This is a genomic window from Acidimicrobiia bacterium (assembly GCA_009694375.1).
In the GTDB taxonomy this organism is placed as follows: Bacteria; Actinomycetota; Acidimicrobiia; order Acidimicrobiales; family VFJN01; genus VFJN01.
Map to the genome: position 1 here is coordinate 38,014 of SHVB01000008.1, position 22,117 is coordinate 60,130.

23 protein-coding genes are annotated in these 22,117 nt (G+C 66.2%); 22 read left to right on the forward strand and 1 reads right to left on the reverse strand.

Annotation, left to right across the window (positions count from 1 at the left end):
- Positions 1 to 47 precede the first annotated feature (47 nt).
- The 12 genes from EXQ71_06905 to EXQ71_06960 are packed head-to-tail and all read left to right on the forward strand — an operon-like array spanning position 48 to position 12,714.
- On the forward strand, positions 48 to 1,343 hold the full coding sequence (locus EXQ71_06905) for a replication-associated recombination protein A (protein ID MSO87236.1): 1,296 nt from the start codon (positions 48 to 50) through the stop codon (positions 1,341 to 1,343).
- Positions 1,340 to 1,702: a DUF948 domain-containing protein gene (locus EXQ71_06910; protein ID MSO87237.1), complete on the forward strand. Its 363-nt coding sequence runs from the start codon at positions 1,340 to 1,342 to the stop codon at positions 1,700 to 1,702. Before EXQ71_06905 ends, EXQ71_06910 begins: the two co-directional genes overlap by 4 nt.
- Before the next feature lie 2 nt (positions 1,703 to 1,704).
- Entirely contained in the window at positions 1,705 to 1,950 is a 246-nt protein-coding gene (locus tag EXQ71_06915; protein MSO87238.1) for a hypothetical protein, read from the forward strand.
- Between the two features lie 23 nt (positions 1,951 to 1,973).
- Positions 1,974 to 4,556, forward strand: coding sequence for an alanine--tRNA ligase (gene alaS, locus EXQ71_06920; GenBank protein ID MSO87239.1), 2,583 nt, complete (start codon positions 1,974 to 1,976; stop codon positions 4,554 to 4,556).
- Complete coding sequence (gene ruvX / locus EXQ71_06925) at positions 4,553 to 4,996, forward strand: Holliday junction resolvase RuvX (GenBank protein MSO87240.1); 444 nt, start codon at positions 4,553 to 4,555, stop codon at positions 4,994 to 4,996. Before alaS ends, ruvX begins: the two co-directional genes overlap by 4 nt.
- A complete protein-coding gene (gene mltG / locus EXQ71_06930) occupies positions 4,993 to 6,123 on the forward strand; it encodes an endolytic transglycosylase MltG (protein MSO87241.1) in 1,131 nt (376 codons plus the stop codon). The genes ruvX and mltG overlap by 4 nt, the downstream gene beginning before the upstream one ends.
- Positions 6,110 to 6,991, forward strand: coding sequence for a shikimate dehydrogenase (gene aroE, locus EXQ71_06935; GenBank protein ID MSO87242.1), 882 nt, complete (start codon positions 6,110 to 6,112; stop codon positions 6,989 to 6,991). Before mltG ends, aroE begins: the two co-directional genes overlap by 14 nt.
- Positions 6,867 to 8,093: a DUF4388 domain-containing protein gene (locus EXQ71_06940; protein ID MSO87243.1), complete on the forward strand. Its 1,227-nt coding sequence runs from the start codon at positions 6,867 to 6,869 to the stop codon at positions 8,091 to 8,093. The genes aroE and EXQ71_06940 overlap by 125 nt, the downstream gene beginning before the upstream one ends.
- Positions 8,094 to 8,119: 26 nt before the next feature.
- Entirely contained in the window at positions 8,120 to 9,709 is a 1,590-nt protein-coding gene (locus EXQ71_06945; GenBank protein MSO87244.1) for a PilT/PilU family type 4a pilus ATPase, read from the forward strand.
- Positions 9,710 to 9,733: 24 nt separating this feature from the next.
- Positions 9,734 to 10,510, forward strand: a complete 777-nt coding sequence (locus EXQ71_06950; GenBank protein MSO87245.1) for a prepilin peptidase — start codon at positions 9,734 to 9,736, stop codon at positions 10,508 to 10,510.
- 55 nt (positions 10,511 to 10,565) lie between these two features.
- Positions 10,566 to 11,615, forward strand: coding sequence for a phosphotransferase family protein (locus tag EXQ71_06955; protein MSO87246.1), 1,050 nt, complete (start codon positions 10,566 to 10,568; stop codon positions 11,613 to 11,615).
- 43 nt (positions 11,616 to 11,658) lie between these two features.
- Entirely contained in the window at positions 11,659 to 12,714 is a 1,056-nt protein-coding gene (locus EXQ71_06960; GenBank protein MSO87247.1) for a hypothetical protein, read from the forward strand.
- A gap of 22 nt (positions 12,715 to 12,736) precedes the next feature.
- Here EXQ71_06960 and EXQ71_06965 read toward each other — a convergent pair whose 3' ends face one another.
- Entirely contained in the window at positions 12,737 to 13,795 is a 1,059-nt protein-coding gene (locus EXQ71_06965) for a hypothetical protein (GenBank protein MSO87248.1), read from the reverse strand.
- Between the two features lie 65 nt (positions 13,796 to 13,860).
- Here EXQ71_06965 and EXQ71_06970 point away from each other — a divergent pair, with 65 nt between their 5' ends.
- From EXQ71_06970 to EXQ71_07015, 10 genes are all read left to right on the forward strand, one after another.
- Positions 13,861 to 15,033, forward strand: a complete 1,173-nt coding sequence (locus EXQ71_06970; protein MSO87249.1) for a chorismate synthase — start codon at positions 13,861 to 13,863, stop codon at positions 15,031 to 15,033.
- On the forward strand, positions 15,008 to 15,595 hold the full coding sequence (locus EXQ71_06975; GenBank protein ID MSO87250.1) for a shikimate kinase: 588 nt from the start codon (positions 15,008 to 15,010) through the stop codon (positions 15,593 to 15,595). Before EXQ71_06970 ends, EXQ71_06975 begins: the two co-directional genes overlap by 26 nt.
- On the forward strand, positions 15,592 to 16,602 hold the full coding sequence (locus EXQ71_06980; GenBank protein ID MSO87251.1) for a 3-dehydroquinate synthase: 1,011 nt from the start codon (positions 15,592 to 15,594) through the stop codon (positions 16,600 to 16,602). The genes EXQ71_06975 and EXQ71_06980 overlap by 4 nt, the downstream gene beginning before the upstream one ends.
- Positions 16,602 to 17,039, forward strand: coding sequence for a 3-dehydroquinate dehydratase (locus EXQ71_06985; protein MSO87252.1), 438 nt, complete (start codon positions 16,602 to 16,604; stop codon positions 17,037 to 17,039). Before EXQ71_06980 ends, EXQ71_06985 begins: the two co-directional genes overlap by 1 nt.
- An 11-nt stretch (positions 17,040 to 17,050) precedes the next feature.
- Entirely contained in the window at positions 17,051 to 18,136 is a 1,086-nt protein-coding gene (locus tag EXQ71_06990; GenBank protein MSO87253.1) for an aminopeptidase P family protein, read from the forward strand.
- 18 nt (positions 18,137 to 18,154) lie between these two features.
- Complete coding sequence (efp, locus tag EXQ71_06995; protein ID MSO87254.1) at positions 18,155 to 18,718, forward strand: elongation factor P; 564 nt, start codon at positions 18,155 to 18,157, stop codon at positions 18,716 to 18,718.
- On the forward strand, positions 18,718 to 19,119 hold the full coding sequence (nusB, locus tag EXQ71_07000; GenBank protein ID MSO87255.1) for a transcription antitermination factor NusB: 402 nt from the start codon (positions 18,718 to 18,720) through the stop codon (positions 19,117 to 19,119). Before efp ends, nusB begins: the two co-directional genes overlap by 1 nt.
- Positions 19,120 to 19,251: 132 nt before the next feature.
- Entirely contained in the window at positions 19,252 to 19,821 is a 570-nt protein-coding gene (pyrR, locus tag EXQ71_07005; protein MSO87256.1) for a bifunctional pyr operon transcriptional regulator/uracil phosphoribosyltransferase PyrR, read from the forward strand.
- Complete coding sequence (locus EXQ71_07010) at positions 19,818 to 20,834, forward strand: aspartate carbamoyltransferase catalytic subunit (GenBank protein MSO87257.1); 1,017 nt, start codon at positions 19,818 to 19,820, stop codon at positions 20,832 to 20,834. Before pyrR ends, EXQ71_07010 begins: the two co-directional genes overlap by 4 nt.
- Positions 20,834 to 22,117: a dihydroorotase gene (locus EXQ71_07015; protein MSO87258.1), complete on the forward strand. Its 1,284-nt coding sequence runs from the start codon at positions 20,834 to 20,836 to the stop codon at positions 22,115 to 22,117. Before EXQ71_07010 ends, EXQ71_07015 begins: the two co-directional genes overlap by 1 nt.

Here is a 22,117-nt window from a genome sequence, read left to right on the forward strand (position 1 = left end):
TGGGTCGGGAAAGCGTTTGTCTACGGCGGTGGGCTACGGTGCCCCCGATGCCCTCCGACCTCTTCTCCGCCGCCGCGGAGGATGCGCTGGCCGCCCACGCTCCCCTGGCCGCCCGCCTCCGGCCGCGCACCCTGAGCGACATCGTGGGCCAGGATCACCTGCTCGGCGCCGGTCAACCATTACGCACCCTGGTGGAGGCTGATCGGCTGTCGTCAGTGATCTTGTGGGGTCCACCCGGTACCGGAAAAACCACCCTCGCGCAGGCCATCGCGGCGCACACCAGCAAGTCCTTCGAACAACTCAGTGCCGTGAGTGCCGGGGTGAAAGACGTGCGCGAGGTGCTGGAGCGAGCCAAGCAGCGACTGGGTGAGCGCGGCCAGGGCACCATCCTCTTTCTCGACGAGGTGCACCGCTTTTCCAAGTCGCAACAAGACGCGCTGCTCCCGGGGGTGGAGAGCGGCCTCCTCACGCTGATCGGCGCCACCACCGAAAATCCCTTCTTCGAGGTGAACCCGCCGCTACTCAGCCGCTCCACCTTGTTTCGTCTTCATTCCCTCGACCTGGACGCCGCCGCCGCCCTCATCCAGCGTGGTCTCGCCGCCGAAGGGGCCGAGATGAACGAGGATGCCCTTGATCATCTCGCCAGTCATGCCAATGGTGATGGACGACACGTACTCACGAGCCTGGAGGTAGCCGTAGCGATCGCTCGAGCCCGGGCCACGCCACCAGTGGTGACCCTGGCCGACGCCGAAGCCGCGCTGGGCACCAAGGCCCTGCGTTACGGGCGTGATGAGCACTACGACGTGATCTCCGCCTTCATCAAGAGCATCCGGGGTTCGGACCCCAACGCCGCGCTCTACTGGCTGGCCCGAATGCTCGAGGCGGGCGAGGACGCGCGCTTCATTGTGCGCCGGCTCATCATCCTCGCCAGTGAGGACATCGGCGAGGCCGATCCCCAATCCCTGTTGGTGGCGGTAGCGGCCGCCCAGGCCGTGGAACACGTGGGCCTGCCGGAAGCGCAACTGAACCTGGCGCAGGCGGTGGTCCATCTCGCCACGGCCCCGAAGTCCAACCGCACCGCCGTTGGTATCTGGAAGGCCCGGGAAGACGTAGCCCACGGTCCGTCGGTGGAAGTCCCCACCCATTTACGCGATGCCCATTACCAAGGGGCCCAGAATCTCGGCCACGGGGCGGGGTACGAGTACCCTCATGACCATCCCCAGGGTTGGGTTCCGCAGCAGTACCTCCCCGCAGAGGTGGCGGATCGCAGGTATTACGAGCCGTCCGAGCACGGCTTTGAGCAGGAGATTCGTTTTCGCATGGAAGGTAGGCTCGATCAATGACCGCTACAGATTTGGCCTCGCTGATTGTGGCGATCGCCAGCGTGTCGGCGGTGGTGCTGCTGGCCTTCGGACTGGTGGCGATCACCAACACGCTGAAAGAAGTGCGTCTGGCGGTGAAGTTACTGCGCACCGAAACCGTGCCGGTGGTGTTGGAACTGGGTGAAACTGTGCGCACCGCCAACGACGAACTCGAGCGGGTCGACACCCTCCTAGTTACCGCCGAGTCCATCTCGGGCACGGTCGACTCAGCCTCTCGGTTGGCCTACCTCGTGTTCTCCAACCCGGTCATCAAAGTGCTGGCTCTGATGTCAGGCACCGGTCGGGCGGCGCGGAGTTTTCATCGAACGCGGGTGCGTTGAACATGTTTCGACGACTGCTGTGGCTCGTGATGGGCGTGGGATTCGGATTCGGCATGTCCTTCTGGACGATGCGTTTTGTGAAACAGACCGCCGCCCGGTACGCCCCCGAGCGGGTGTCTAACGATCTGACCGCCGCCCTCAAGGGTCTGGGAACGGATCTTCGGACAGCCATGGCGGAAGGTCGTGAGGCAATGCGCGAGCGGGAGCAAGAACTGCGTGCCAGTGCGTCGCTGCGGGTCGACCCCTGACCCACCGGTAGGATCGATCGCTCATGGATGCATCCGGGCTGCGATCGATCTGGAGCGAGTTTTTCGGAGCCCACGGCCACACGCTGGCGCCCTCGTCGAGCCTGTTGCCCACCCACCCGACCGCCCCGATGTTCACGAACTCCGGGATGATGCAGTTCGTTCCCTATTTCTTGGGGGAAGAACCGGTGCCCTTCACGCCGCCGCGGGCGGCCACCATTCAGAAGTGCGTGCGCCTCGCGGGGAAGCACAACGACATCGACGAGATCGGCCGCACCCGCCGTCACCTCACCTTCTTCGAGATGCTGGGCAACTGGAGTTTCGGCGACTACTACCAACTCGACGCCATCAAGTGGGCCTGGGAACTAGTGCTGGCGGCCGGTTTCGACGGGGATCGCATCTGGCCCACCGTGCATCTCAGCGACGACACCGCCGCGGCGATCTGGCACGAGGAGATCGGGATCCCGATGGACCGGATCCAGCGCCTCGGCCCGGACAACTTCTGGGAGATGGGCGAGACCGGACCATGCGGTCCGTGTTCGGAGATCCACTACGACTGCGGTCCGGAATGGGGCGAGGCCGGCGGCCCGGCCCACGGCGGAGCCGACCGCTACGTGGAGTTCTGGAACCTCGTGTTCATGCAGAACTTCCGCCACGCCGACGGCACCCTTACCCCCCTGCCTGCTCAGAACGTGGATACCGGCGCCGGCTTCGAACGTTGGCTCATGCTCCTGCAGGGTGTCCCCACCGTCATGGACGTGGACATCATGGCTCCGCTCCTGCACACCGCGCAGTCGGTGACCGGGCGCACCTACGGCACCGAAGCCGACACCGACTGGGCGCTGCGGGTGTTGGCTGACCACACCCGCACGATGACCTTCCTCGTGAACGATGGCGTGATTCCGTCGAATGAGGATCGCGGCTACGTGCTGCGTCGCCTGATTCGCCGCGCGGTGCGATTCGCCTACCTCCTCGGCGTGAACGATCTGGTGCTCCCAGAGCTCGTCGTGAGTTGTATCGACACGATGGGCGACGCCTACCCCGACCTCGCCGCCAACCGCGACGCGGTGCTGGGCATCATCGAACGGGAAGAGGGCGGTTTCCGTACCACCCTCAGTCGGGGGGTAACCCTGCTCGAGGAGACCTTCGCCACCGGTGCGACCGAGGTGCCCGGCGCGGTGGCCTTCAAACTCCACGACACCTTCGGCTTCCCGGTGGAGGTCACCCAGGAGATGGCCGCCGAGCGCGGAGTGGGCATCGATCTGGATACCTTCGGAGCATTGATGGGGGAGCAGCGACGGCGCGCCAAAGACGCGGGCAAGAAGGGCGACCTGTACGCCAACCGCACCAGTTTCCAACAGATCCTCGACGACCATGGCGTGACCACCTTTGTGGGGCGCGAGGAGATCGAGGTCGAAGTGACAGTGCTGGCGGTGGTGCCCGCCGACGACGGCACCGTGTCGGTGTTTCTGGATCGCAGCCCGTTTTACGCCGAGTCCGGTGGCCAGGTGGGCGACACCGGTCACCTCACCACCGCCACCGGAACCGGTGAGGTGGTGGACACCACCTACGGCCTCCCCGGCCTGCACCGCCATGTAGTGCGCCCCACCGCTGGAACCATTGAGGTGGGGCAGGTGGCTACCGCCGGGATCGATAACGAACGCCGGAGCGCCATTCGGCGTAACCACACCGGCACCCACATTCTCCATTGGGCCCTCCGGCAGGTGCTGGGCGACACCGTGAAGCAGCAAGGGTCATTGGTGGATCCGCAACGTCTTCGCTTCGACTTTGGCCCCTCTGATGCTCTCACCGTGGCCCAGATACAGGAGATCGAAGACCTGGCCAATCACGACATCCTCGCCAACGGCCCGGTACGTCACTACGAGACCACGAAAGCGGAGGCCACCGCCGCCGGGGCCATCGCATTTTTTGGGGACAAGTACGGCGACATCGTGCGGGTGTTGGAGGCCGGGCCCCATTCCACCGAGTTGTGCGGCGGCACCCACGTGGCGGCACTGGGCGACATCGGCCCGGTAAAAATCGTTTCGGAATCATCGATCGGGTCGAATCTGCGACGCATCGAGGCCATCACGGGCCTGGGGCCCATTGATCGCATCCGCGCCGAGGAACGGGTGCTGGCGGAATTGGCCGAGGTGCTCAACGTGCCGGTGGGCGAGGTGGTGGAGGGCGCTCGTAAGCGACTCGAGGACATCAAGGCCCTGCGCGAGGAGGTCAAGGCCCTCAAGCGCGACGCCGCCGGCGGCCAGGCCGGGGCTCTCGTGAGCCAGGCGGTGGACGGCGTCCTGGTGGCTCGTGTCGCCCCGATGGAGCGCGACACGCTGCGTGATCTGGCGCTGGCCCTGCGGGACCAGGGCCTGGCGGTGGTGGTACTCGCCACGGCGCCCGAAGCCGGGGGAGCGGCGATGGTCTCCGCGGTGGCCCCCGATAGCGGCTTCAACGCATCAGCCCTGCTGGAAGCGGCCAAACAACTCATTCGGGGCGGCGGCGGCCAAGACCCGATCCTGGCCGTGGCGGGCGGGAAAGACGCCGAAGGCATCGACGCCGCCTTGGAGACGGTGCGCCAAGCGATCGGCCTGAGCAACCAGTGAGGGCACTGGGCATCGACCTCGGCACCAAACGCATCGGCGTGGCCCTGGCGAACTCGGAGGGCACCGTCGCCACCCCCTATGAGGTGGTACCTCGCTCAGGGAGTCGGACGCTCGACCACGCTCGGCTCGCCACCCTGGCGGAGGAAGCCGGGGCGGTATGCCTGGTGGTGGGGCTACCGCTGTCGCTCGACGGAACCGTAGGACCCGCGGCGGCCGCTGCGTTGGACGAAGCGACCGAGATCGGTGAGGCCACCGGACTGCCGGTGGTGACCTGGGACGAGCGCTTCACCACCGTTACCGCCGACCAGTACCTGATGACCCAGGACCTGAAGGCAGACGCTCGGCGCCGGGTGGTGGACAAGGTGGCCGCCGCCATCATGCTGCAGGGGTGGCTTGATCACCGCCGCCTGAGTTCGGCGAGTGAGGATGGGCCACCGTGAGCAATCCGCCGGCCCACTTCTCCGCGACACGCCGCCCGCCCGAAGTCGCCGTAGACGACAATGGAATCCAAGACCAACCCCGGCCATCGCGGCGTCGGCGCGTGCTCGTGGTGCTGGCCAGCCTGGCCCTCGTCACCGTGGTGGTCCTCGGAGGATCCGCGCTGTGGGTGAGCCGTCAAGTGACGCCGCCGGGAGGCCCGGGCGCTGAGGAGGAGATCACTGTGCCGGTGGGCGCTAGTTCTCGCTCCATCGGGGCGCAGTTGGCGCGCGAGGGCATCATCGGCAGCGCCTTGGTATGGGATTGGTACCTCCGGATCAACGGCGGTGGCCCATTCGAGGCGGGGATCTACGCACTCCGCCAGAACTCCGCCATGGCCGATGTGATCGACGTGCTCGCCGCGGGTCCCCGTCCGGCCGAGGAGCGGTCTTTCACGGTGCCCGAGGGACTCACAGTACCCGAAACGCTGGCCCGGCTTGCCTCCACCGAAGAGGGCCTGGGCTTAGACCCGGTGGTCATGGCAGGGTTGCTCACCGACGGGCAGATCGTCTCGTCGGTACTGGGTCCGGGCTTGCCCTCCTCCGAGGGCATCCTGTTCCCGGAGACGTATCGGGTGGCCGATGACGCCGATGCCCAGATGGTGCTGCAGCAGATGGTGGATCTATTGGATCAAACCCTCATCGAGTTGGAGGTTGATACGGCGCAGTCCCGATTCAACCTCTCGCCCTACGAAATCCTCATCGTCGCCTCACTCATTGAGGAGGAGACCAAGGTGCCCGCGGAGCGGGCGAAAGTGGCCCAGGTGATCTACAACCGACTCCGCCAGGGCATCCCGTTGGGCATCGACGCCACCTCTCGCTATGAGGCCGTCTTGAACGGTCGCAGTCGCGACGATATCGATTTCACCAGCGACTCGCCCTACAACACCCGCCTGGTGACGGGCCTGCCGCCAACACCGATTGCCTCGCCCGGGCGGGAAAGCATCGTGGCAGCCCTCAACCCCGCCGAGGGGCCCTGGACGTACTACGTACTTGCCGATGCGTCCGGTAACCATGTCTTCACCGACAGCAACTCCGAGTTCATCAAGGCGAAGCAGCGCTGTGCGGCCTTAGGTCTTGGATGTGGATAGGAGCAGTGGTGTGACGCTCACCGGCCGAACCCGTACCACCGGGGTGATCGGGTCTCCGATCCGCCATTCCCTATCGCCGGTGATGTTCAACGCAGCCTTTGTGGCCTCCGGCATGGACTGGGCCTACCTTGCTTTCGAGGTACCCGAGGGAAGGGCGACCAGCGCCATGGAGGCACTGCGGGCGCTGGGGATCGAGGGGGTGTCGGTGACGATGCCCCATAAGGCGGCCATTCTTCCCGCCCTCGACAGCATGTCGGAGGACGCGGCGTTGCTGGGGGCGGTCAACTGTGTGACCCAGCGCGCTGGCGCACTCCACGGCGACAACACTGACGGTGCTGGATTTCTTGATGCTCTGCGGATCGACGAAGGCATCGAGATCGAGGGGCAAGCTTGTGTGGTGGTGGGAGCCGGGGGAGCCGGGCGCGCCGTGGCCCGCGCCCTGGCCCAGGCGGGGGCTCGGGTGACCATCGTGAACCGATCGGCCCCCGCCGCCGAGCGCGCCGCCGTCATCGCCGGTGACTCTGCTCGCGTGGGGGGCATGACCGATCTGGCCGAGGCGAGCCTGGTGGTGAACGCCACCCCGCTTGGAATGGGGCTCGCGGCCACCCCGGGGGGTCGGCCGGAGCCGCTCCCGTTCGATGTCACCCTGCTCGCCCCCGGTCAGGTGGTGTTCGATCTCGTGTACCACCCGGCCCCGACTCCCCTCATGGTGGCGGCCACCGCCCAGGGCCTGCGCAGTGTGCATGGCCTTGGCATGCTGGTGTACCAGGCGGCGCACGCCTTCCGGGCTTGGACCGGGGAGGAACCGCCGTTGGCGGCCATGCGGCTGGCGGCGGGAACGGCGCTGGGCGAGCGCCGGCCTGCCTAGAGGAAAGTTGGGCTTGAGTTCCCGGGGAATCCTGCCGATAACTAGGAAAACATTCATCGACACAGGAGACATTGTGGCTCTTCAGGGGACGCTGGACACATTCGCTCTTCCCGACGTACTGGCTCTTCTCGCTACGGCGAAGAAGACCGGCTGCCTCCGCCTCAGTGGGGAGCGCGGTAGCGGAAGTGTGTGGGTGAGCGACGGCACCGTGTCGGCCCTGGAGGTACCCCACGCCCCCCAGTCCAGCGAACCGGTGGCTGCGCTGTTCGAATTGCTTCGTTTTGACCACGGCGAGTTCAGTTTCGAACCGGAGGTTGCGCACGGCGGCCCCAGCCTCGGTCAGGACGTGATGACGCTCCTGCAAGCCGCGGAGGCACTCCTGGGCGAATGGCGGGAGATCCAGACTGTGGTGCCCTCGATGGATGTTTGGGTTCGGCTCGCCAAGGTGCTCCCGGGCGAGGAGATCATGATCACTCAACCCCGGTGGGATGCCATCGTGGCGGTGGCCAGTGGCGCCACGATGCACGCGGTGGCCGACACACTCGAGCTCAGTGAAGTGGCGGCTTCTCGAAACATCAAGGAACTCGTGGAGTTGGGGATCCTGGCGGTGGATCCAGTCGCCCCCGTTCTGGTCACCCCGGACGCCCCCGAGATGGTTCCGGCACTGACGTTGGTTACCGATCCGGTCCCGGCACCGACGCTGACTGCCGATCCGGTCCCGGCGCCGACGGTGCCGGTGGCGGTGCAGGCTCCCAAAGCCGTCGCTCGTCCCGCCCGGACGGTGGCCCCGGTCCTGCCCGAATCGGAGCGCTTCGTGCCCCTGGAGTTCCCCAGCCTCGCCCCCGCTCAGTCCTATGACCCCGTGGAAGATGAGTTACTAGATCCGGCCGCGACCTTTCCCGGGTTGCGTGACAGTCAGGGGGATAGCGCCGACCCCGACGACATCACGCGTCAACTCGCCCAACTCTCCCCCCAGGCAGCCGAAGCGGTTCGCCTGGCGACCTCGGACGAGGCGGAAGCCGACGACGTGGAGTCCGAAGCCAGCGAGGTGTCGCCTGGCCGCGGCATGTTGGTGAAGTTCCTCTCGTCGGTGAAGAGCTAAGGGCATCACTGACGCCCGCAAGTGGCATGGGGCATGGTTTGACGATGCGTATTTCTTCTCGACGACTGGGTGAGTTCCTGGTGGCTCGGCGCGTGCTCTCTCGCGATGCCCTCGACGAACTTCTGGCCCGTGAAGCCCGCGACGGCGTCCACCTGAGCAATCTTTTGATGATCGATCAGCTCGTGAGTGAGCAGGATCTCATGGCAGCGGTGGCTAGTGAACTTGGGGTGCCTTACGTCGACCTCGTTGAGAGGTCGATCCTGCCCGATGTATGGGGGCTCGTGCCCGAAGCATTTGCCCGACGCCATCTTGCCGTGGTGCTGGAACGGCGCACTGCCGGCCTCCTCGTGGCGATGGAAGACCCCGGCGACGAGCCGACCGTGGCCGCGCTCGCCGAGTTGTTGGGGGTGCCCATTCTCCCGGCGGTGGCGGTGCGGGCCGACCTACTGGCGCTCGTCGAGCAGATCTATGGCGTGGGTCAGTCTGATGGATCAGGATCCGAGGAGGCGGGCGCGCCCACGTTTGCCACCGCCGCGCCGGGGTCATCCGGTTTGCAACTCAACGATTTATTGGATCAAGTGCTGGCCACCGGTGGCTCTGATCTCCACCTGACGGTGGGTGCGCCACCGGCGGTGCGGGTGCAAGGCGAACTCTGCCGGATGGCGAACATGGCGCCGCTCAATGGCTCCGAGGTGCGGCGTTTGGTGCTCGGCATGTTCACGGAAAAGCAACGCGAACGCTTCCTGGCCGAGGGCGAGCTGGCCACCTCCCATGCCATCCCCGGACGCGGCCGGTTCCGCGTATCGGCGTTCGTTCAACGCGACTCGGTGGGGGCGGTCCTGCGTTTGGTGCCAGCGGAGATTCCTTCCGCCGAGGACCTCGGTCTGCCCGCCGACGTGATCCGATGGGCCGACCACACCAAAGGGCTGGTGCTGGTATGCGGGCCGCACGGCTCCGGAACAAGCACCACCATGGCCTCCTTGGTCGACCGCATCAACCGGGCCCGCGCCTGCCACATCCTCACGGTGGAACAGCCGATCGAGTTTCTTCACAAACACCGGGCCGCCATCGTGAATCAGCGCGAGGTGGGGGAAGACACCGCTACGTTCGAATCGGGTCTGCGCTATTCGCTGCGGCAGGATCCCGATGTTCTGGTGGTGGGGGAGATCCCCGATGTCGCCACCGTGCGCCATGTGCTCGCCGCCGCCGAGACGGGCCATCTCGTGATGGCCACGCTCCGCACCCTCGACACGGTCAAGACGCTGGAGCGCTTGGTTGACATCTTTCCGACCGATCAGCAGGTCCAGGTACGGCACCAGTTGGCTACGACCCTGCGCGGTATCGTGGTGCAGCAGTTGGTGCCGGCGATTGACGGAGGGTTCGCCCTGGCCACTGAAGTCATGAAGCCCACCGCAGAGGTGGTCCGTTGTATCCGTGAGGGCGACCATGGCAGCCTGGTGAAGGCCATGCTCGGTGGGCCAGCAATGGGAATGGGGACGATGGATCAGTCGTTGGCCCAGTTGGTGATCGAGCGCCAGGTAACGGTGAGCGACGCCGCCGACCGGGCCGTGGACCCCAACGAACTGCGCTACCTCACCTCCGGTCTCGATGCCTGAGGCCGATTCGTTAGGTTCTTGGGCATGCCAATGGATGTAACTACAACCGTGGTGCTGGCGGCGGGCCTGGTCGGGTTGCTCGTGGCCCCGGTTCTGAACGTGCTCATCGACCGGGTGCCCTCGCGGGCGCCGCTCCACGGGGAGCGAGAAGGTGAAGCGGCGGTACCGTTGTCCTGGCTGGGGATACCGGCCCAACCGTGGCTACTTCGTGCCGGCCGAGCGGCCCAGGGTCCGTTGCCCCGGCGGTGGCTCGCCGTGGAACTGGTGACCGTGGCGACCTTTGCGACCATGGCGGTGCAGTACCCCTCACTGGAACTGATCCCCTTGCTGCTCCTCACGGCCTCGCTGATCACCGTGTCGGTGATCGATATTCAGTTGTTGCGCATCCCGGATCGGATCATCTTCCCCACTCTGGCGCTGGCCCTTCCACTCCTGTTGGCCATCTCCTGGTACCGCGACGATTTGGGCCCGTTCAAGGCGGGCCTGGCCGGCGGCGCTGGTTACTTCCTCCTGCTGTTCCTGCCACACGTCGTGTATCCGCGCGGCATGGGATTCGGAGATGTGAAATTGGCTCTCCTCATGGGGCTCTACCTCGGGTGGATGGGCTGGAGTTTGTCCTATCCCATCGTGGGCCCGATGCGACTGGTGCTCTACGCCTTGATGTTGGGTTGCGCCTTCGGTGTGGTGTTCGGCCTGGTGGCACAAATCGTCACCCGAGCTTGGGGTGCCTTTCCGTTTGGACCGGCCCTGGCCGTGGGGTGCTACCTCGTGCTGCTTGGCGCGGTGGGTCTCCAGGGTTGAACTAGAACGAACCTGGTACATCCCTTCACGCCGACCGCCAGGGAGGAGCCCCGAAATGGCAGTGTCTACCGAACGCGACCCAAGCCTCACTCGGGCCCACCTGGCGGCATGGCTCGAAGCGCGCACCGGGGCCACCGCCGTAACGGTGGGGGAGGTGTCGATTCCGGGCTTGTCGGGGTTCTCCAACGAGACCTTGCTGTTTGACGCGCAGTGGCAGGGTGAGGTGCATCGCCTCGCCATTCGGGTGGAACCCACCGGCCACACCGTGTTCCCCGCCACCGCGTTCGATGCGCAGGTTTCGGTGATGCAGGCGCTGGGGGCAGAAGGCAGCGTGGCGGTGCCCACGGTGCGGTGGTTCGAGCAGGACACGACAGTGCTCGGAGCACGCTTCGTGTGCATGGATCGCGTGGCGGGCGAGGTGCCGGCCGACAACCCCGGCTATCACGGCGAAGGATGGATGCACGCCCTCGACGGCCCCGGCCAGCGCCGGGTATGGGAGAGCGGCTTGGATGCGATGGCCGCCATCCACCGGCTTGAGGTTGAGGCGTTGGGGCTCGAGTGGCTCGCCCTGGTGTCGCCGGCTCGGCAGTTGGAACTCGATCGGGAGTACCGCCGGTTCGCCGGCGGGGATGTTCCCTATCCGGTGGTGGATGAAGCCTTTGCGATCCTCGAAGCTTCCCTTCCCCCCGCGATCGAGCGGCCCGCTCTGTGCTGGGGCGACTCGCGCATTGGCAACATGATCTTCGACGAGCACCAACAGGTGGCCGCAGTCTTGGACTGGGAGATGGTCACCTATGGCGACCCCGTGCAGGACCTGGCGTGGTTTCTCCTGTTGGATCGTCATCACACCATGGCCTTCGAAGTACCGCGCCTCGCCGGGCTACCCAGTCGAGCTGAATCCATCGCCCGTTGGGAGCAGGCCAGCGGCTACTCCGCTACCCATCTGGGCTGGTACGAACTCCTGGGGGCGGCCCGCTACGCCTCGGTGATGGTGCGGGTCATGATGCTCCTCGATGCGAGTGGGGTGTTCCCCGGTGCCGCCGATGCCGCCTTCGACCAGACCGGCACCCGATTGCTGGCCGAGATGCTCGCCGAGCGTTCCTAACCCACGGCCCAGCTTTCGTGCCACACCACCCCAAGGAGATCTGATGCTTTCGCCCCTCGACGACCTGCCGATCCACCAAGTCGCTCACCCGGTTCGCCAACCGGGCACCAGCGACCGCAACTTCTACGACCGCTATTACTTCAACTGCCACCCATGTTCCGACGAAATGTTCCTCGTCATGGGCATGGGCCAGTATCCCAATCTCGGGGTGCAGGATGCCTTCGCGGTGGTGCGGCGCGGCGATGAGCATCGGGTGGTGCGAGCCTCGCGTGAACTAGGTCGCCACCGCGGTGATACGTCGGTCGGCCCGTTCGCAGTCGAAGTGGTGGAGGGGCTCAAGACGCTGCGTTGCACCCTGGATGCCCCAGAACATGGCCTGTCCTACGACCTCACCTGGGAGGGCTATGTCCCGGCCTTTCAGGAACCCCCGCACGTAGATCGAAACGCCAATGGCCGCGCGTTCCTGGATGCCTGCCGCTTCGCCCAACTTGGTTCATGGAGTGGGTGGATCGACGTGGCCGGCGATCGCTTGGAGGTGACCCCGGACCATTGGTGGGGTAGTCGCGACCGCTCCTGGGGTATCCGGCCGGTGGGTGAACCCGAGGCCCCCGGCAATCTGACGAGCCATCCCGCCGGGGCCTTTCGCTGGCTCTACGCCCCCTTCCGGATGCCCGACCATGCCTTGGTGTTCATTTGCCAGGAGCGCGAAAACGGCAGCCGGGTGCTGGAGGAAGCCGTACGGCTCTGGCCCGACGGTCGCGTCGATTTCCTGGGTCGGGCGGAGCACGATCTGCGCTGGAATGCCAACGGTCCGGGCCTGTTCGGGCTGGTCGAGGGAGGCACCCTTCGCCTGGGGGACCTCGTGGTGCAGGTGGAGCCGGTGCTCCCCGTGCACATTGGAGTGGGGACGGGCTACGGCTTCGACGGTGACGGTTGGAAACACGGCGCGTATCAGGGGGACCTGGAGGTTCAGGGCAAGGTCTACGACCTCGCGTCGGAGACGGGTCGCGCCGCCATGTTCGGCATCGTGGATTCGGTGTCCAAGTTCACCATCGGCAACCAGACCGGCTGGGGCCTGTTCGAGCACCTCTACGTGTAGCGGCCCCCGTTGGAGGCGATGGTCAAGCGGGGGCCAGGCACACGGTCCAGGTGACCGGCACCAGTGATGACCGTTCTGCTCCCATCGAGCCAAAGACCACCACCTCATCGCCGCGCACCACCAGATTGGTTGCGGTGTAATACGCATCGGTGCTGGGGAGAATCTTGACGACGCGGAACTGGCCGTCGGCGGTGAGCTCTAACACGCCGGCGGTGAAGCCAACGTCGGCGCCGTCGTCATTCCGCCGGATGCGATCCACCGCCAGGAGTACACGCCCATCGGGGCGGGTGGCCAATCCCCACAGGCGGACATCGGCGAGGTCGGTGTTGTTGATGATCTCGGTGACTGGTTCATCGTCGGTTGGCCAGTCGGCCAGGAACGGGCGGATGGGGTTACCAACCACAAACCCCACTGCGCTCGCCCCGGCAGCGGTGGCCTCCAAATCCATCAACTTATTGTCGTCGGGTGCCGACGGTGGGGAAAGAGGCACCTTGGCCGTCGTCCAGTTCTGGCCATCCGACGAGGTGACTAGCTCAGCGGTCCTGCCGTTGGCCGCTCCGCTCAGGGCATACCAACGGCCGCCGTCATGGGCGAGCGCGCTCAGGGTGGTGTCGCCGGTATGACCATCCAACCGCCAGGGAGTTTCGGTCCAGGTGACGAGGTCGCTCGATCGCCACATCCGGGCCGGGGCATCGGTCGTGGAGTTGTCTCTGGTGGCGACCCACACCTCACCATTGGCCTCGGTCATGGCCTGCGGTTCATCCTTCGGCCCGCCCGGGCGCGCCTGGCTACTCCAGGTGGTTTCCCCGACGGGGCGAACCCACAGCACATCTCCGATGGCCACCAGTTGCCCATCGGGACGAGCCAGGGCATCGGTGAGGGTGCCTTGATCTGGCGTATCGGGCAGAAGCACCGGTTCTTCGGTGGTTGCCTCACAGGCGATAGCCTGAAGCCCCGCGGTGGTGGGCGGGGCCTTCTTGGCTGTCGGCGGGTCGCTCTGGGTGCATGACGCCGCCGTCAAGGCGGCTACCACCAGCAGCAACGCTCCCCGTCCTGGGTATGGGCGGCGATGCGGTTCCATGGAGAAGAAACCTACCGTCCAGAATAGGTGCCAGTACCAGCGCGGCCGACCGGTAACCTCCAGCCATGCTTCGGTATCTGACCGCCGGTGAATCCCACGGGCGAGCCTTGGTGGTGATCGTGGAGGGCCTGCCCGCGGGCTTGGCGCTGGCCACCGAGCAGGTACAAACCGAATTGGGCCGTCGACGCTTGGGGTATGGGCGCGGCCCCCGAATGAAGTTCGAACAAGACGAGGTGACCATTGTCGGTGGGGTGCGGCACGGCATCACGCTGGGATCGCCGGTGGCCATCGAGGTGGCCAACAGCGAGTGGAACCGCGATCCTGAGAAGTGGCAGCGGGAGATGTCGGTGCGCGCTGAGGACGGCCCCACGCGGGCGCCCCTTACCCAGGTCCGTCCCGGCCATGCCGACCTCGCCGGGATGCAAAAGTACGGCCTGGCTGATGCGCGCGATGTCCTCGAGCGGGCCTCAGCTCGCGAAACAGCCGCCCGGGTGGCGGCGGGCACCATCGCCAAGGCGCTCTTGGCCGATCTTGATGTGGAGATTCTGAGCCACGTCATCCAAATGGGCGGTGCCCGTTCGCCGGTAGCCGGCCGGCCCGGGCCCGGCGATCTGGCCCGGGTGGATGCGTCGCCCGTCCGTTGTTTCGACCCAACAGCGGCAGAGGAGATGGTGGCGCAGATCAAACAGGCGGCCAAGGACGGCGACAGCCTCGGGGGCATCGTGGAGGTACTGGCCTACGGCGTACCCGTGGGCCTCGGAAGTCATGTGCACTGGGACCGCAAACTCGATGCCCTGCTCGCCCAGGCCCTCATGTCGATTCAGGCCGTGAAAGGGGTGGAGATCGGCGACGGCTTCGAGGTGGCTGGTCGGCGCGGGAGCGACGCCCATGATCCCATCAACTGGAACGCCGAGACGGCCTCCTACCAGCGAGAGTCGTCGTTGGCCGGGGGCATCGAGGGCGGTATCTCTACCGGTGAGGTGATCGTGGCCCGCGCCGCCATGAAGCCCCTGGCCACGCTCAACCGGCCCACCCTCAAGAGTGTGGATACCGCCACCAAAGCCGAGACGGTGTCGTTCAAGGAGCGCACCGATGTGACGGCGGTACCCGCCATGGGGGTGGTGGCTGAGACCATGATGGCCCTCGTGCTCGCCGACGAAGCCACCCGGAAGTTCGGCGGCGACTCGATGGCCGAGTTGCGCCGCAACCGCGATGCGTTCGTCGCGTCGCTCGGCTGATCCGATGATCCGTCACGTGGTGCTGGTGGGTCTGATGGGCTCCGGTAAGACGACTATCGGGCGCCGGGTGGCCGGCACCCTCGACCGCCACTTCCTGGATGCCGACGCCGCCCTCCAGGAGATCTCCGACCGAACCATCGCCGAGATCTTCGAGCGTGACGGCGAGGATGCCTTTCGGGATCTCGAGGCCGACACGTTCGAAGAACTGCTCGAACATCACGAGCCCTGTGTGATCGCCAGCGGCGGCGGTCTCGTGTTGCGATCGGACAACCGAGCCCGAATGCGGCGCCGTGAGATCACCGTGGTCTTCCTGGATGCCACCCCGGCTTTTCTCGCCAGCCGAGTGGAGCGCAAGGACCACCGACCGCTGCTCCACGGGGCTGAGCCGCCGGCAGAGGTACTCAGGCGGTTGCACTCCACGCGAGCGCCGCTCTACGCCGAGGTGGCCGACATCACCGTGTCCATCGAACCGTTTCATAGCTCAAGCCTCAAGCCTAAGCAGGCCATGGCGGAGAGCATCGCAGCGTTGGTGTTGGCGCACGAGCAGGCGGTGAGGGTGTGATCATCGTGCCGGTGGCGGCAGCCGAGCGCACCTACCCCGTACGGATCGGGCCGGGTGCCCGTCACGACCTCGCCGCCGTACTGCCCAAGGGAGTGGGGCGGGTGGCGGTGGTCACCCAAGCCGGCATCGGCATCACCGTGCACTCTGGCTGCGAGCAACGCCAGACCGACATCCCTGATGGTGAGGCCCATAAGACCTTGACGACCGTGGAGATGCTCTGTCGTCAATGGGCCGCCTGGGGTCTCACCCGTGCCGATGCGGTGGTGGCCGTGGGAGGCGGCCTGGTGACCGACGTGGCCGGGTTTGCTGCCGCTAGTTACCACCGAGGAGTGGCCGTGGTGCATGTGCCCACCACCCTGCTAGGCATGGTGGACGCGGCGATCGGCGGCAAGACCGGGGTGAATCTTCCGGAGGGCAAGAACCTCGTCGGAGCGTTCTGGCAGCCGTACGCGGTGCTCTGCGACACCGATGCCCTCGCCACCTTGCCCGACCGCGAGTTGCGGTCGGGTCGCGGGGAGTTGGCGAAATACCACTTCCTGGCCGACGTCGATCTGCTGGGCCTTGATCTGCCCGAACGCATCGCCGCGGCGGTACAAATCAAAGCCACCGTGGTGGCCGGCGACGAACACGAGGATCCCCACGCCCGCCGGGGCCGGGTCATTCTCAACTACGGGCACACCCTGGCTCACGCCCTCGAGATCGAAACGGGCCACGCCCTTCGCCACGGCGAGGCGGTGGCGGTGGGGCTGGCCTACGCCGCCGAGCTGGCTCGTCGTCTCGGGCGGATCGACGATGCTCGTGTGGCGGAGCACCACCGGGTGTTGGCGGCCTACGAACTGGACTCGGCGTTACCCCCTGGAGTGGCGCCGGACCGGCTCATCGAGTTGATGCGCCATGACAAGAAGGCTCTGCACGGACTGACCTTCGTGCTCGATGGACCCGAAGGCGTCGAGGTGGTTTCCGACGTCGCTGAATCCGATGCCCGCGCTGCCCTGGAGGAAATCTGATGTCCACGATCGTGTTGCTCTTGAGTGGCCCCAACCTGAACCTGTTGGGGGAGCGCGAACCGGAGATCTACGGAACCGCCACCCTGGCGGATCATGTGGCGGCCGCTCAGGCGGTGGCTGAGGCCCACGGCCTCACCCTGGAGCATCAACAATCCAACCACGAAGGCGACCTAGTGGACGCCGTGCACGCCGCTCGTGGTCGTTGCGCGGCGATTGTGGTGAACGCAGGGGCCCTCACCCATTACGGCCGATCGCTGCAAGACGCCCTGGCCACCTTCGAAGGCCCGATCGTGGAACTCCACCTCTCGAATCCGGCCGCTCGCGAAGACTGGCGCACCACTTCGGTGATCGCCCCGGTGGCAACGGCGGTGATTGCGGGCCTGGGTGGTCACGGTTACCCCATGGCGCTGGCGGCGGTGGCCCGGCTGCTGGCGTGATCGTCCCCCCGATGGAAGTGCCGAACCGAGTTCGGGGCCTACAGGCCTGTTTGGACTCGGCGGGTTGTGACGCCCTGCTCGTAAGTCACCTCACCAACGTCCGTTACCTCACCGGCTTCACTGGTTCCTCCGGCTACCTCTGGGTGGGGCCCACATCGGTGAGTCTGATTACCGACGGCCGTTATGACGAACAGGCGAGAGGAGAGTTGCACGCCACAGGGGTGATGGCCGAGGTGATCATCGGTCACACCTCCTCGGCGATACGGCAGGCCCTGAGCGACCACGCCGAGGGGGTGCGGAATCTCGGCATCGAAGCGGAGCACGTGAGTTGGGCCGAACAAGGGCGCTATGTGGACGACGTGTTCCCCTCCACCACGCTGGTTCCCTCCTCCGGGCTGGTGGAGGCCCTTCGGGCCGTGAAGGACCGCGGCGAGGTGGCGCGCATCGAAGCCGCCTGTGCCATTGCGGATGCGGCGCTCGGGGCCGTGGCCCCCGGCTTGGAGCATCGGCCCACCGAGGCAGCGTTCGCCCTCGAACTCGACGCCGCCATGCGGACGGGCGGGGCCGACGCCGTGAGTTTCGACACGATCGTGGCGTCTGGCCCTCTCGGGTCGCGGCCCCACCACATGCCCTCGGGCCGGGTGATCGAACGCGGCGATCTGGTGGTTATCGACTTCGGGGCGATGATCGACGGCTACCACTCGGATATGACCCGCACCATTGCCGTGGGCGGATCCGCCGCTCTCGATGCCACCCAGCGCCGGATGATGACGGTGGTGGGTGAGGCGCAGGCCGCCGGGGTGGCTGCGGTAGCGGCAGGCGTGAGCACCACGGCGGTGGATACGGCCTGCCGTGAGGTGATCGCGGCGGCGGGCTGGGCCGAGGCCTTCGTCCACGGAACCGGCCACGGGGTGGGTCTCGACATCCATGAGGCGCCGAGGGTGGCCGCAACTGACGCTGCTACGCTGCTCTCCGGCCACGTCGTCACCGTCGAACCGGGCGTGTACCTCCCCGGTCATGGTGGGGTGCGCATCGAGGACACCGTTGTGGTCACCGAATCCGGGTGTCGTACCCTCACGCGTGCCCCTAAGTCCTAGAGCCGAGGTCCCAACGAAATGTCTGCTGTCTCCACCAACGATCTGAAGCGTGGGATGTCCCTCAACTTGTCCGACGGTCTGTTTCAGGTCGTGGACTTTCAACACGTGAAGCCCGGCAAGGGTGGCGCCTTTGTGCGCACCACGTTGCGCAACATGCGCAACGGTGCCCAGATGGACCGCACCTTCCGGGCCGATGAGAAACTTGAGCAAGCCATGATCGACAAGCGGGAAATGCAGTACCTCTACCGCGACGGCGAAGACTACGTGTTCATGGACAACGAAAATTACGAGCAACTCAACGTGCTGCCTACCTCGCTTGTCCATGCCGCCAACTACATCGTGGATGGCTCCACCGTGGTGCTTCAGATGTACGGCGATGAGATCGTGGGGTCGGATCTGCCGGCGTCGGTGGAACTGAACGTGGCCAACACGGAGCCAGGGGTTCAGGGCGACCGCGTCTCGGGGGCCCGCAAGCCCGCCACTCTCGAAACCGGCCTCGTGCTCCAGGTGCCGTTGTTCGTGAACCCGGGCGACCGCATCAAAGTGGATACTCGCTCCGGCGAGTACCTCACCCGAGCCTGATGTCGCTGGCCGACGAGCGGCGCCGCGCGCGTGAACGGGCCCTGGCTCTGCTCTATGAGGCCGAAACCAAAGGCTGCACCGGCACCGAACTACTTGATCGCCTACCGGTCCCCGCCGACGAGTTTGCCGACAGTCTCGTGCGGGCGGTGGACGAACACCAAGAGCAGATCGACGGCCTCATGAGCGCCTTCTCTAAAGGGTGGACGCTGTCGCGCATGCCGGCCCTCGATCGCGCCGCCCTGCGCATGGGCACGGCCGAACTCCTCACCCGCTCCGATGTGCCCACTGCGGTGGTGCTCAACGAAGTGGTGGAGTTGGCCACCCGGTTTTCTACCGACGACAGCGGTCGCTTTGTGAATGGGCTGCTCGCCAAGATCGCCACGCAGGTGCGCCCGGGCTAAGCGGCGGCCCGGGCGGCCGTGGACGCGTCGGGATCCGCTTGCCATGGTGAGCGGGGTGCCTTCGGTGCTATCCTTCCGTTCTGACGTTAAGCGGGTCCCGTGAGGCCCGGACGGCAGAAAGGAAACCGGCTGATGGCCGAACGTGAACGACGGTCAACGCCCCCCTTCGGGGGCGTTTTTATTGCCCGAAGCCAGGTGATGGACGCCGACGACGTGCGGCGAGCCGTCTGGCGCATGGCCCATGAGATCATCGAGCACAATCACGGCCTCGACAGCGTGGTTCTGGTGGGCCTCCAGACCGGCGGGGTGGGGATGGCGGAAGCCTTTGCCGAGGCCCTGGCGGAGATCGGCGGGCACACCCCCCCGGTTGGCACCCTTGATGTGGCCCTGTTTCGCGACGACATCGGGATTCGCCCGGTACTTCCCGAGGCCGTCACCGACATTCCCATGGACCTCAACGGCGCCATCGTTGTCCTGGTGGACGACGTGCTCTACACCGGCCGCACCATTCGAGCGGCCCTTGATGCTCTCAATGCCTACGGGCGGCCGCGATCGGTGCAGTTGGCCGTGATGGTGGATCGAGGTCATCGCGAGTTGCCGATCCGACCGGACTACGTCGGCAAGAATCTCCCCACCCGGCGCGACGAGGTTGTGAACGTGAGCCCCACGGGTGTTGATCTCGGAGAGGTGGTGAAGCCGTGACGCACCTGTTGTCCATCGCCGATTTGAATCGTGCCGACATCGAACAGCTCCACCAACTCACCGACACCTTTGTGGAGGTCTCGCGGCGGTCCATCCCGAAAGTGCCGGCCTTGCGGGGCAAGAACGTCGTGTGGCTGTTCTACGAAGACTCCACCCGTACCCGGCTGAGTTTCGAGCAGGCCGCCAAACGTCTCTCGGCGGACACGATGACCTTCAGCGTGTCGTCCTCGTCGGTCAAGAAGGGGGAGTCGCTTCGCGACACGGTGCTCACCATCGAGGCGATGGGGGTGGATGCCATCGTGGTGCGGCATGGATCCGCCGGGGTGCCCTGGCAGATCGCCCGGTGGGTCGAGAATCGGGTGCACATCATCAATGCGGGCGACGGATGGCACGAACACCCCACGCAGGCTCTGCTGGACAGTTACACCATCCGATCGGAACGGGGCTCGCTGGAGGGGATGCACATCGGCATCGTCGGCGACGTGAAGCACAGCCGTGTGGCCCGGTCCGATGTGCTGGCCTACACCGCCCTGGGTGCGCAGGTAACCCTGGTCGCACCCCCCACCTTGCTGCCGCCGTCCCTGGCCGGATGGCCCGTCACGGTGAGCCATGACCTCGACGCCGTACTCCCCAGTCTCGATGTGGTGGGGATTCTGCGCATGCAGCAGGAGCGAATGACTGAGAACCTGGTTCCCTCCCTGCGGGAATACACCAGCCTCTACGGCCTCACCCTGCGCAGAGTGGACACCATGCGCGACGATGCCATCATCATGCACCCCGGGCCGGTGAACCGTGGAGTGGAAATCAGCGCGGAAGTGGCCGACCTCCCCCGCTCGAAGATCGTGGATCAGGTACGCAACGGTGTCGCCACCCGCATGGCGGTGCTGTATCTCCTGCTCGGCCAAGGCGTCGACAAGGTCCTCGACCCCGGCGTTCCCGAGGAGGCCCCCGATCAGGAGCACTCCCACGAGTCGGCGACAGACTCGGAATCATCGGTGGGGGTGACGGGCTGATGGGGACGATCGTGATCAAAGGAGGCCGGGTCGTCGATGCCACCGGGGAACGCGTGGCCGATGTGGTGATTGGGGAAGACGGCCTGATCGCGGCGGTGGGTTCCGATCTACCGGGCGACACCGTGCTCGACGCGGCGGGCTGCGTGGTGAGTCCCGGCCTGGTGGACCTGCACAGCCATCTGCGCCAGCCCGGTCAGGAAGAGGCCGAGACCATCGAAACCGGGGCCCGCGCCGCCGCCCTCGGCGGCTACACGTGCATCCTGGCTATGCCCAACACCATCCCGGCGATCGACAATGCCGGGATGGTGCGGGAAGTGCTCGAACTGGGACGGGCCGCCCCTTGCGACGTGCGCACCTCCGGGGCGATCACCGTGGGACGCGGTGGCGAGCAACTGGCCCCGTTGGGGGAGATGGCCGCCCTCGGCGTGCGCTTCTTCACCGACGACGGGGCGGGGGTGGCTGATGGCCGCCTCATGCGGAGGGCCATGGAATACGCCAGCGGCCTACCCACCGGCGTGATCCTCGCCCAGCACTGTGAGGACCCTATTCTGGCGGCCGGCGGACACATGCACGAAGGCGAATGGTCCGCCCGCCTTGGTATCCCCGGCCAACCCGCCGAAGCGGAAGAGTTGATGGTGATGCGGGATCTAGCCCTGGCCCGCCTCACCGGTACCCGCGTGCACTTCCAGCACTTGTCCACTGCCGGTTCGATCGCCATGGTGCAGGCCGCCAAGGCCGCCGGTCTGCCGGTGACCTGTGAGGCCACCACCCATCACTTCACCCTTACCCATGCTGAGTGTGCGTCCTACGACCCAGTGTTCAAAGTGAACCCACCGCTGCGCACCGCCGCCGATGTGGTGGCGGTACGAGCCGGTCTGGCGGACGGGGCGATCGACTGCATCGCCACCGACCACGCCCCCCACACGCAGGAGGCGAAAGAAGCAGCCTTCGACGAGGCCCCGCCCGGCATGCTCGGCCTCGAGACGGCCCTGGCCCTCGCCCTCACCGAACTCGACCTGCCCATCGCCGCGGTGCTCGCCTTGCTGTCGTGGCAACCCGCCCGAATCCTCGGTGTAGATCACATCCACGGGCTCCCGGTGTCCTCCGGTAACCCGGGTCACCTCACCGTGATCGATCCGGCGGCCACCTGGATCGTGGATCCTGACGCGTTCGCCAGCCGGAGTCGCAACACCCCCTACGCGGGCCGCACCCTTACCGGCAAGGTGCGCCACACCCTGCTCTGCGGGGAGCCCGTAGTGATCAACGGAGAGGCCCAACGATGA

Bases quoted from the DNA above. Each gene is read 5' to 3' on its own strand.
- EXQ71_06905 (MSO87236.1), top strand. From the start codon at position 48: ATGCCCTCCGACCTCTTCTCCGCCGCCGCGGAGGATGCGCTGGCCGCC.
- EXQ71_06910 (MSO87237.1), top strand. From the start codon at position 1,340: ATGACCGCTACAGATTTGGCCTCGCTGATTGTGGCGATCGCCAGCGTG.
- EXQ71_06915 (MSO87238.1), top strand. From the start codon at position 1,705: ATGTTTCGACGACTGCTGTGGCTCGTGATGGGCGTGGGATTCGGATTC.
- alaS (MSO87239.1), top strand. From the start codon at position 1,974: ATGGATGCATCCGGGCTGCGATCGATCTGGAGCGAGTTTTTCGGAGCC.
- EXQ71_06940 (MSO87243.1), top strand. From the start codon at position 6,867: ATGGCCTTGGCATGCTGGTGTACCAGGCGGCGCACGCCTTCCGGGCTT.
- EXQ71_06945 (MSO87244.1), top strand. From the start codon at position 8,120: ATGGGGCATGGTTTGACGATGCGTATTTCTTCTCGACGACTGGGTGAG.
- EXQ71_06950 (MSO87245.1), top strand. From the start codon at position 9,734: ATGCCAATGGATGTAACTACAACCGTGGTGCTGGCGGCGGGCCTGGTC.
- EXQ71_06955 (MSO87246.1), top strand. From the start codon at position 10,566: ATGGCAGTGTCTACCGAACGCGACCCAAGCCTCACTCGGGCCCACCTG.
- EXQ71_06960 (MSO87247.1), top strand. From the start codon at position 11,659: ATGCTTTCGCCCCTCGACGACCTGCCGATCCACCAAGTCGCTCACCCG.
- EXQ71_06965 (MSO87248.1), bottom strand. From the start codon at position 13,795: ATGGAACCGCATCGCCGCCCATACCCAGGACGGGGAGCGTTGCTGCTG.
- EXQ71_06970 (MSO87249.1), top strand. From the start codon at position 13,861: ATGCTTCGGTATCTGACCGCCGGTGAATCCCACGGGCGAGCCTTGGTG.
- EXQ71_06975 (MSO87250.1), top strand. From the start codon at position 15,008: ATGCGTTCGTCGCGTCGCTCGGCTGATCCGATGATCCGTCACGTGGTG.
- EXQ71_06985 (MSO87252.1), top strand. From the start codon at position 16,602: ATGTCCACGATCGTGTTGCTCTTGAGTGGCCCCAACCTGAACCTGTTG.
- EXQ71_06990 (MSO87253.1), top strand. From the start codon at position 17,051: ATGGAAGTGCCGAACCGAGTTCGGGGCCTACAGGCCTGTTTGGACTCG.
- efp (MSO87254.1), top strand. From the start codon at position 18,155: ATGTCTGCTGTCTCCACCAACGATCTGAAGCGTGGGATGTCCCTCAAC.
- nusB (MSO87255.1), top strand. From the start codon at position 18,718: ATGTCGCTGGCCGACGAGCGGCGCCGCGCGCGTGAACGGGCCCTGGCT.
- pyrR (MSO87256.1), top strand. From the start codon at position 19,252: ATGGCCGAACGTGAACGACGGTCAACGCCCCCCTTCGGGGGCGTTTTT.
- EXQ71_07015 (MSO87258.1), top strand. From the start codon at position 20,834: ATGGGGACGATCGTGATCAAAGGAGGCCGGGTCGTCGATGCCACCGGG.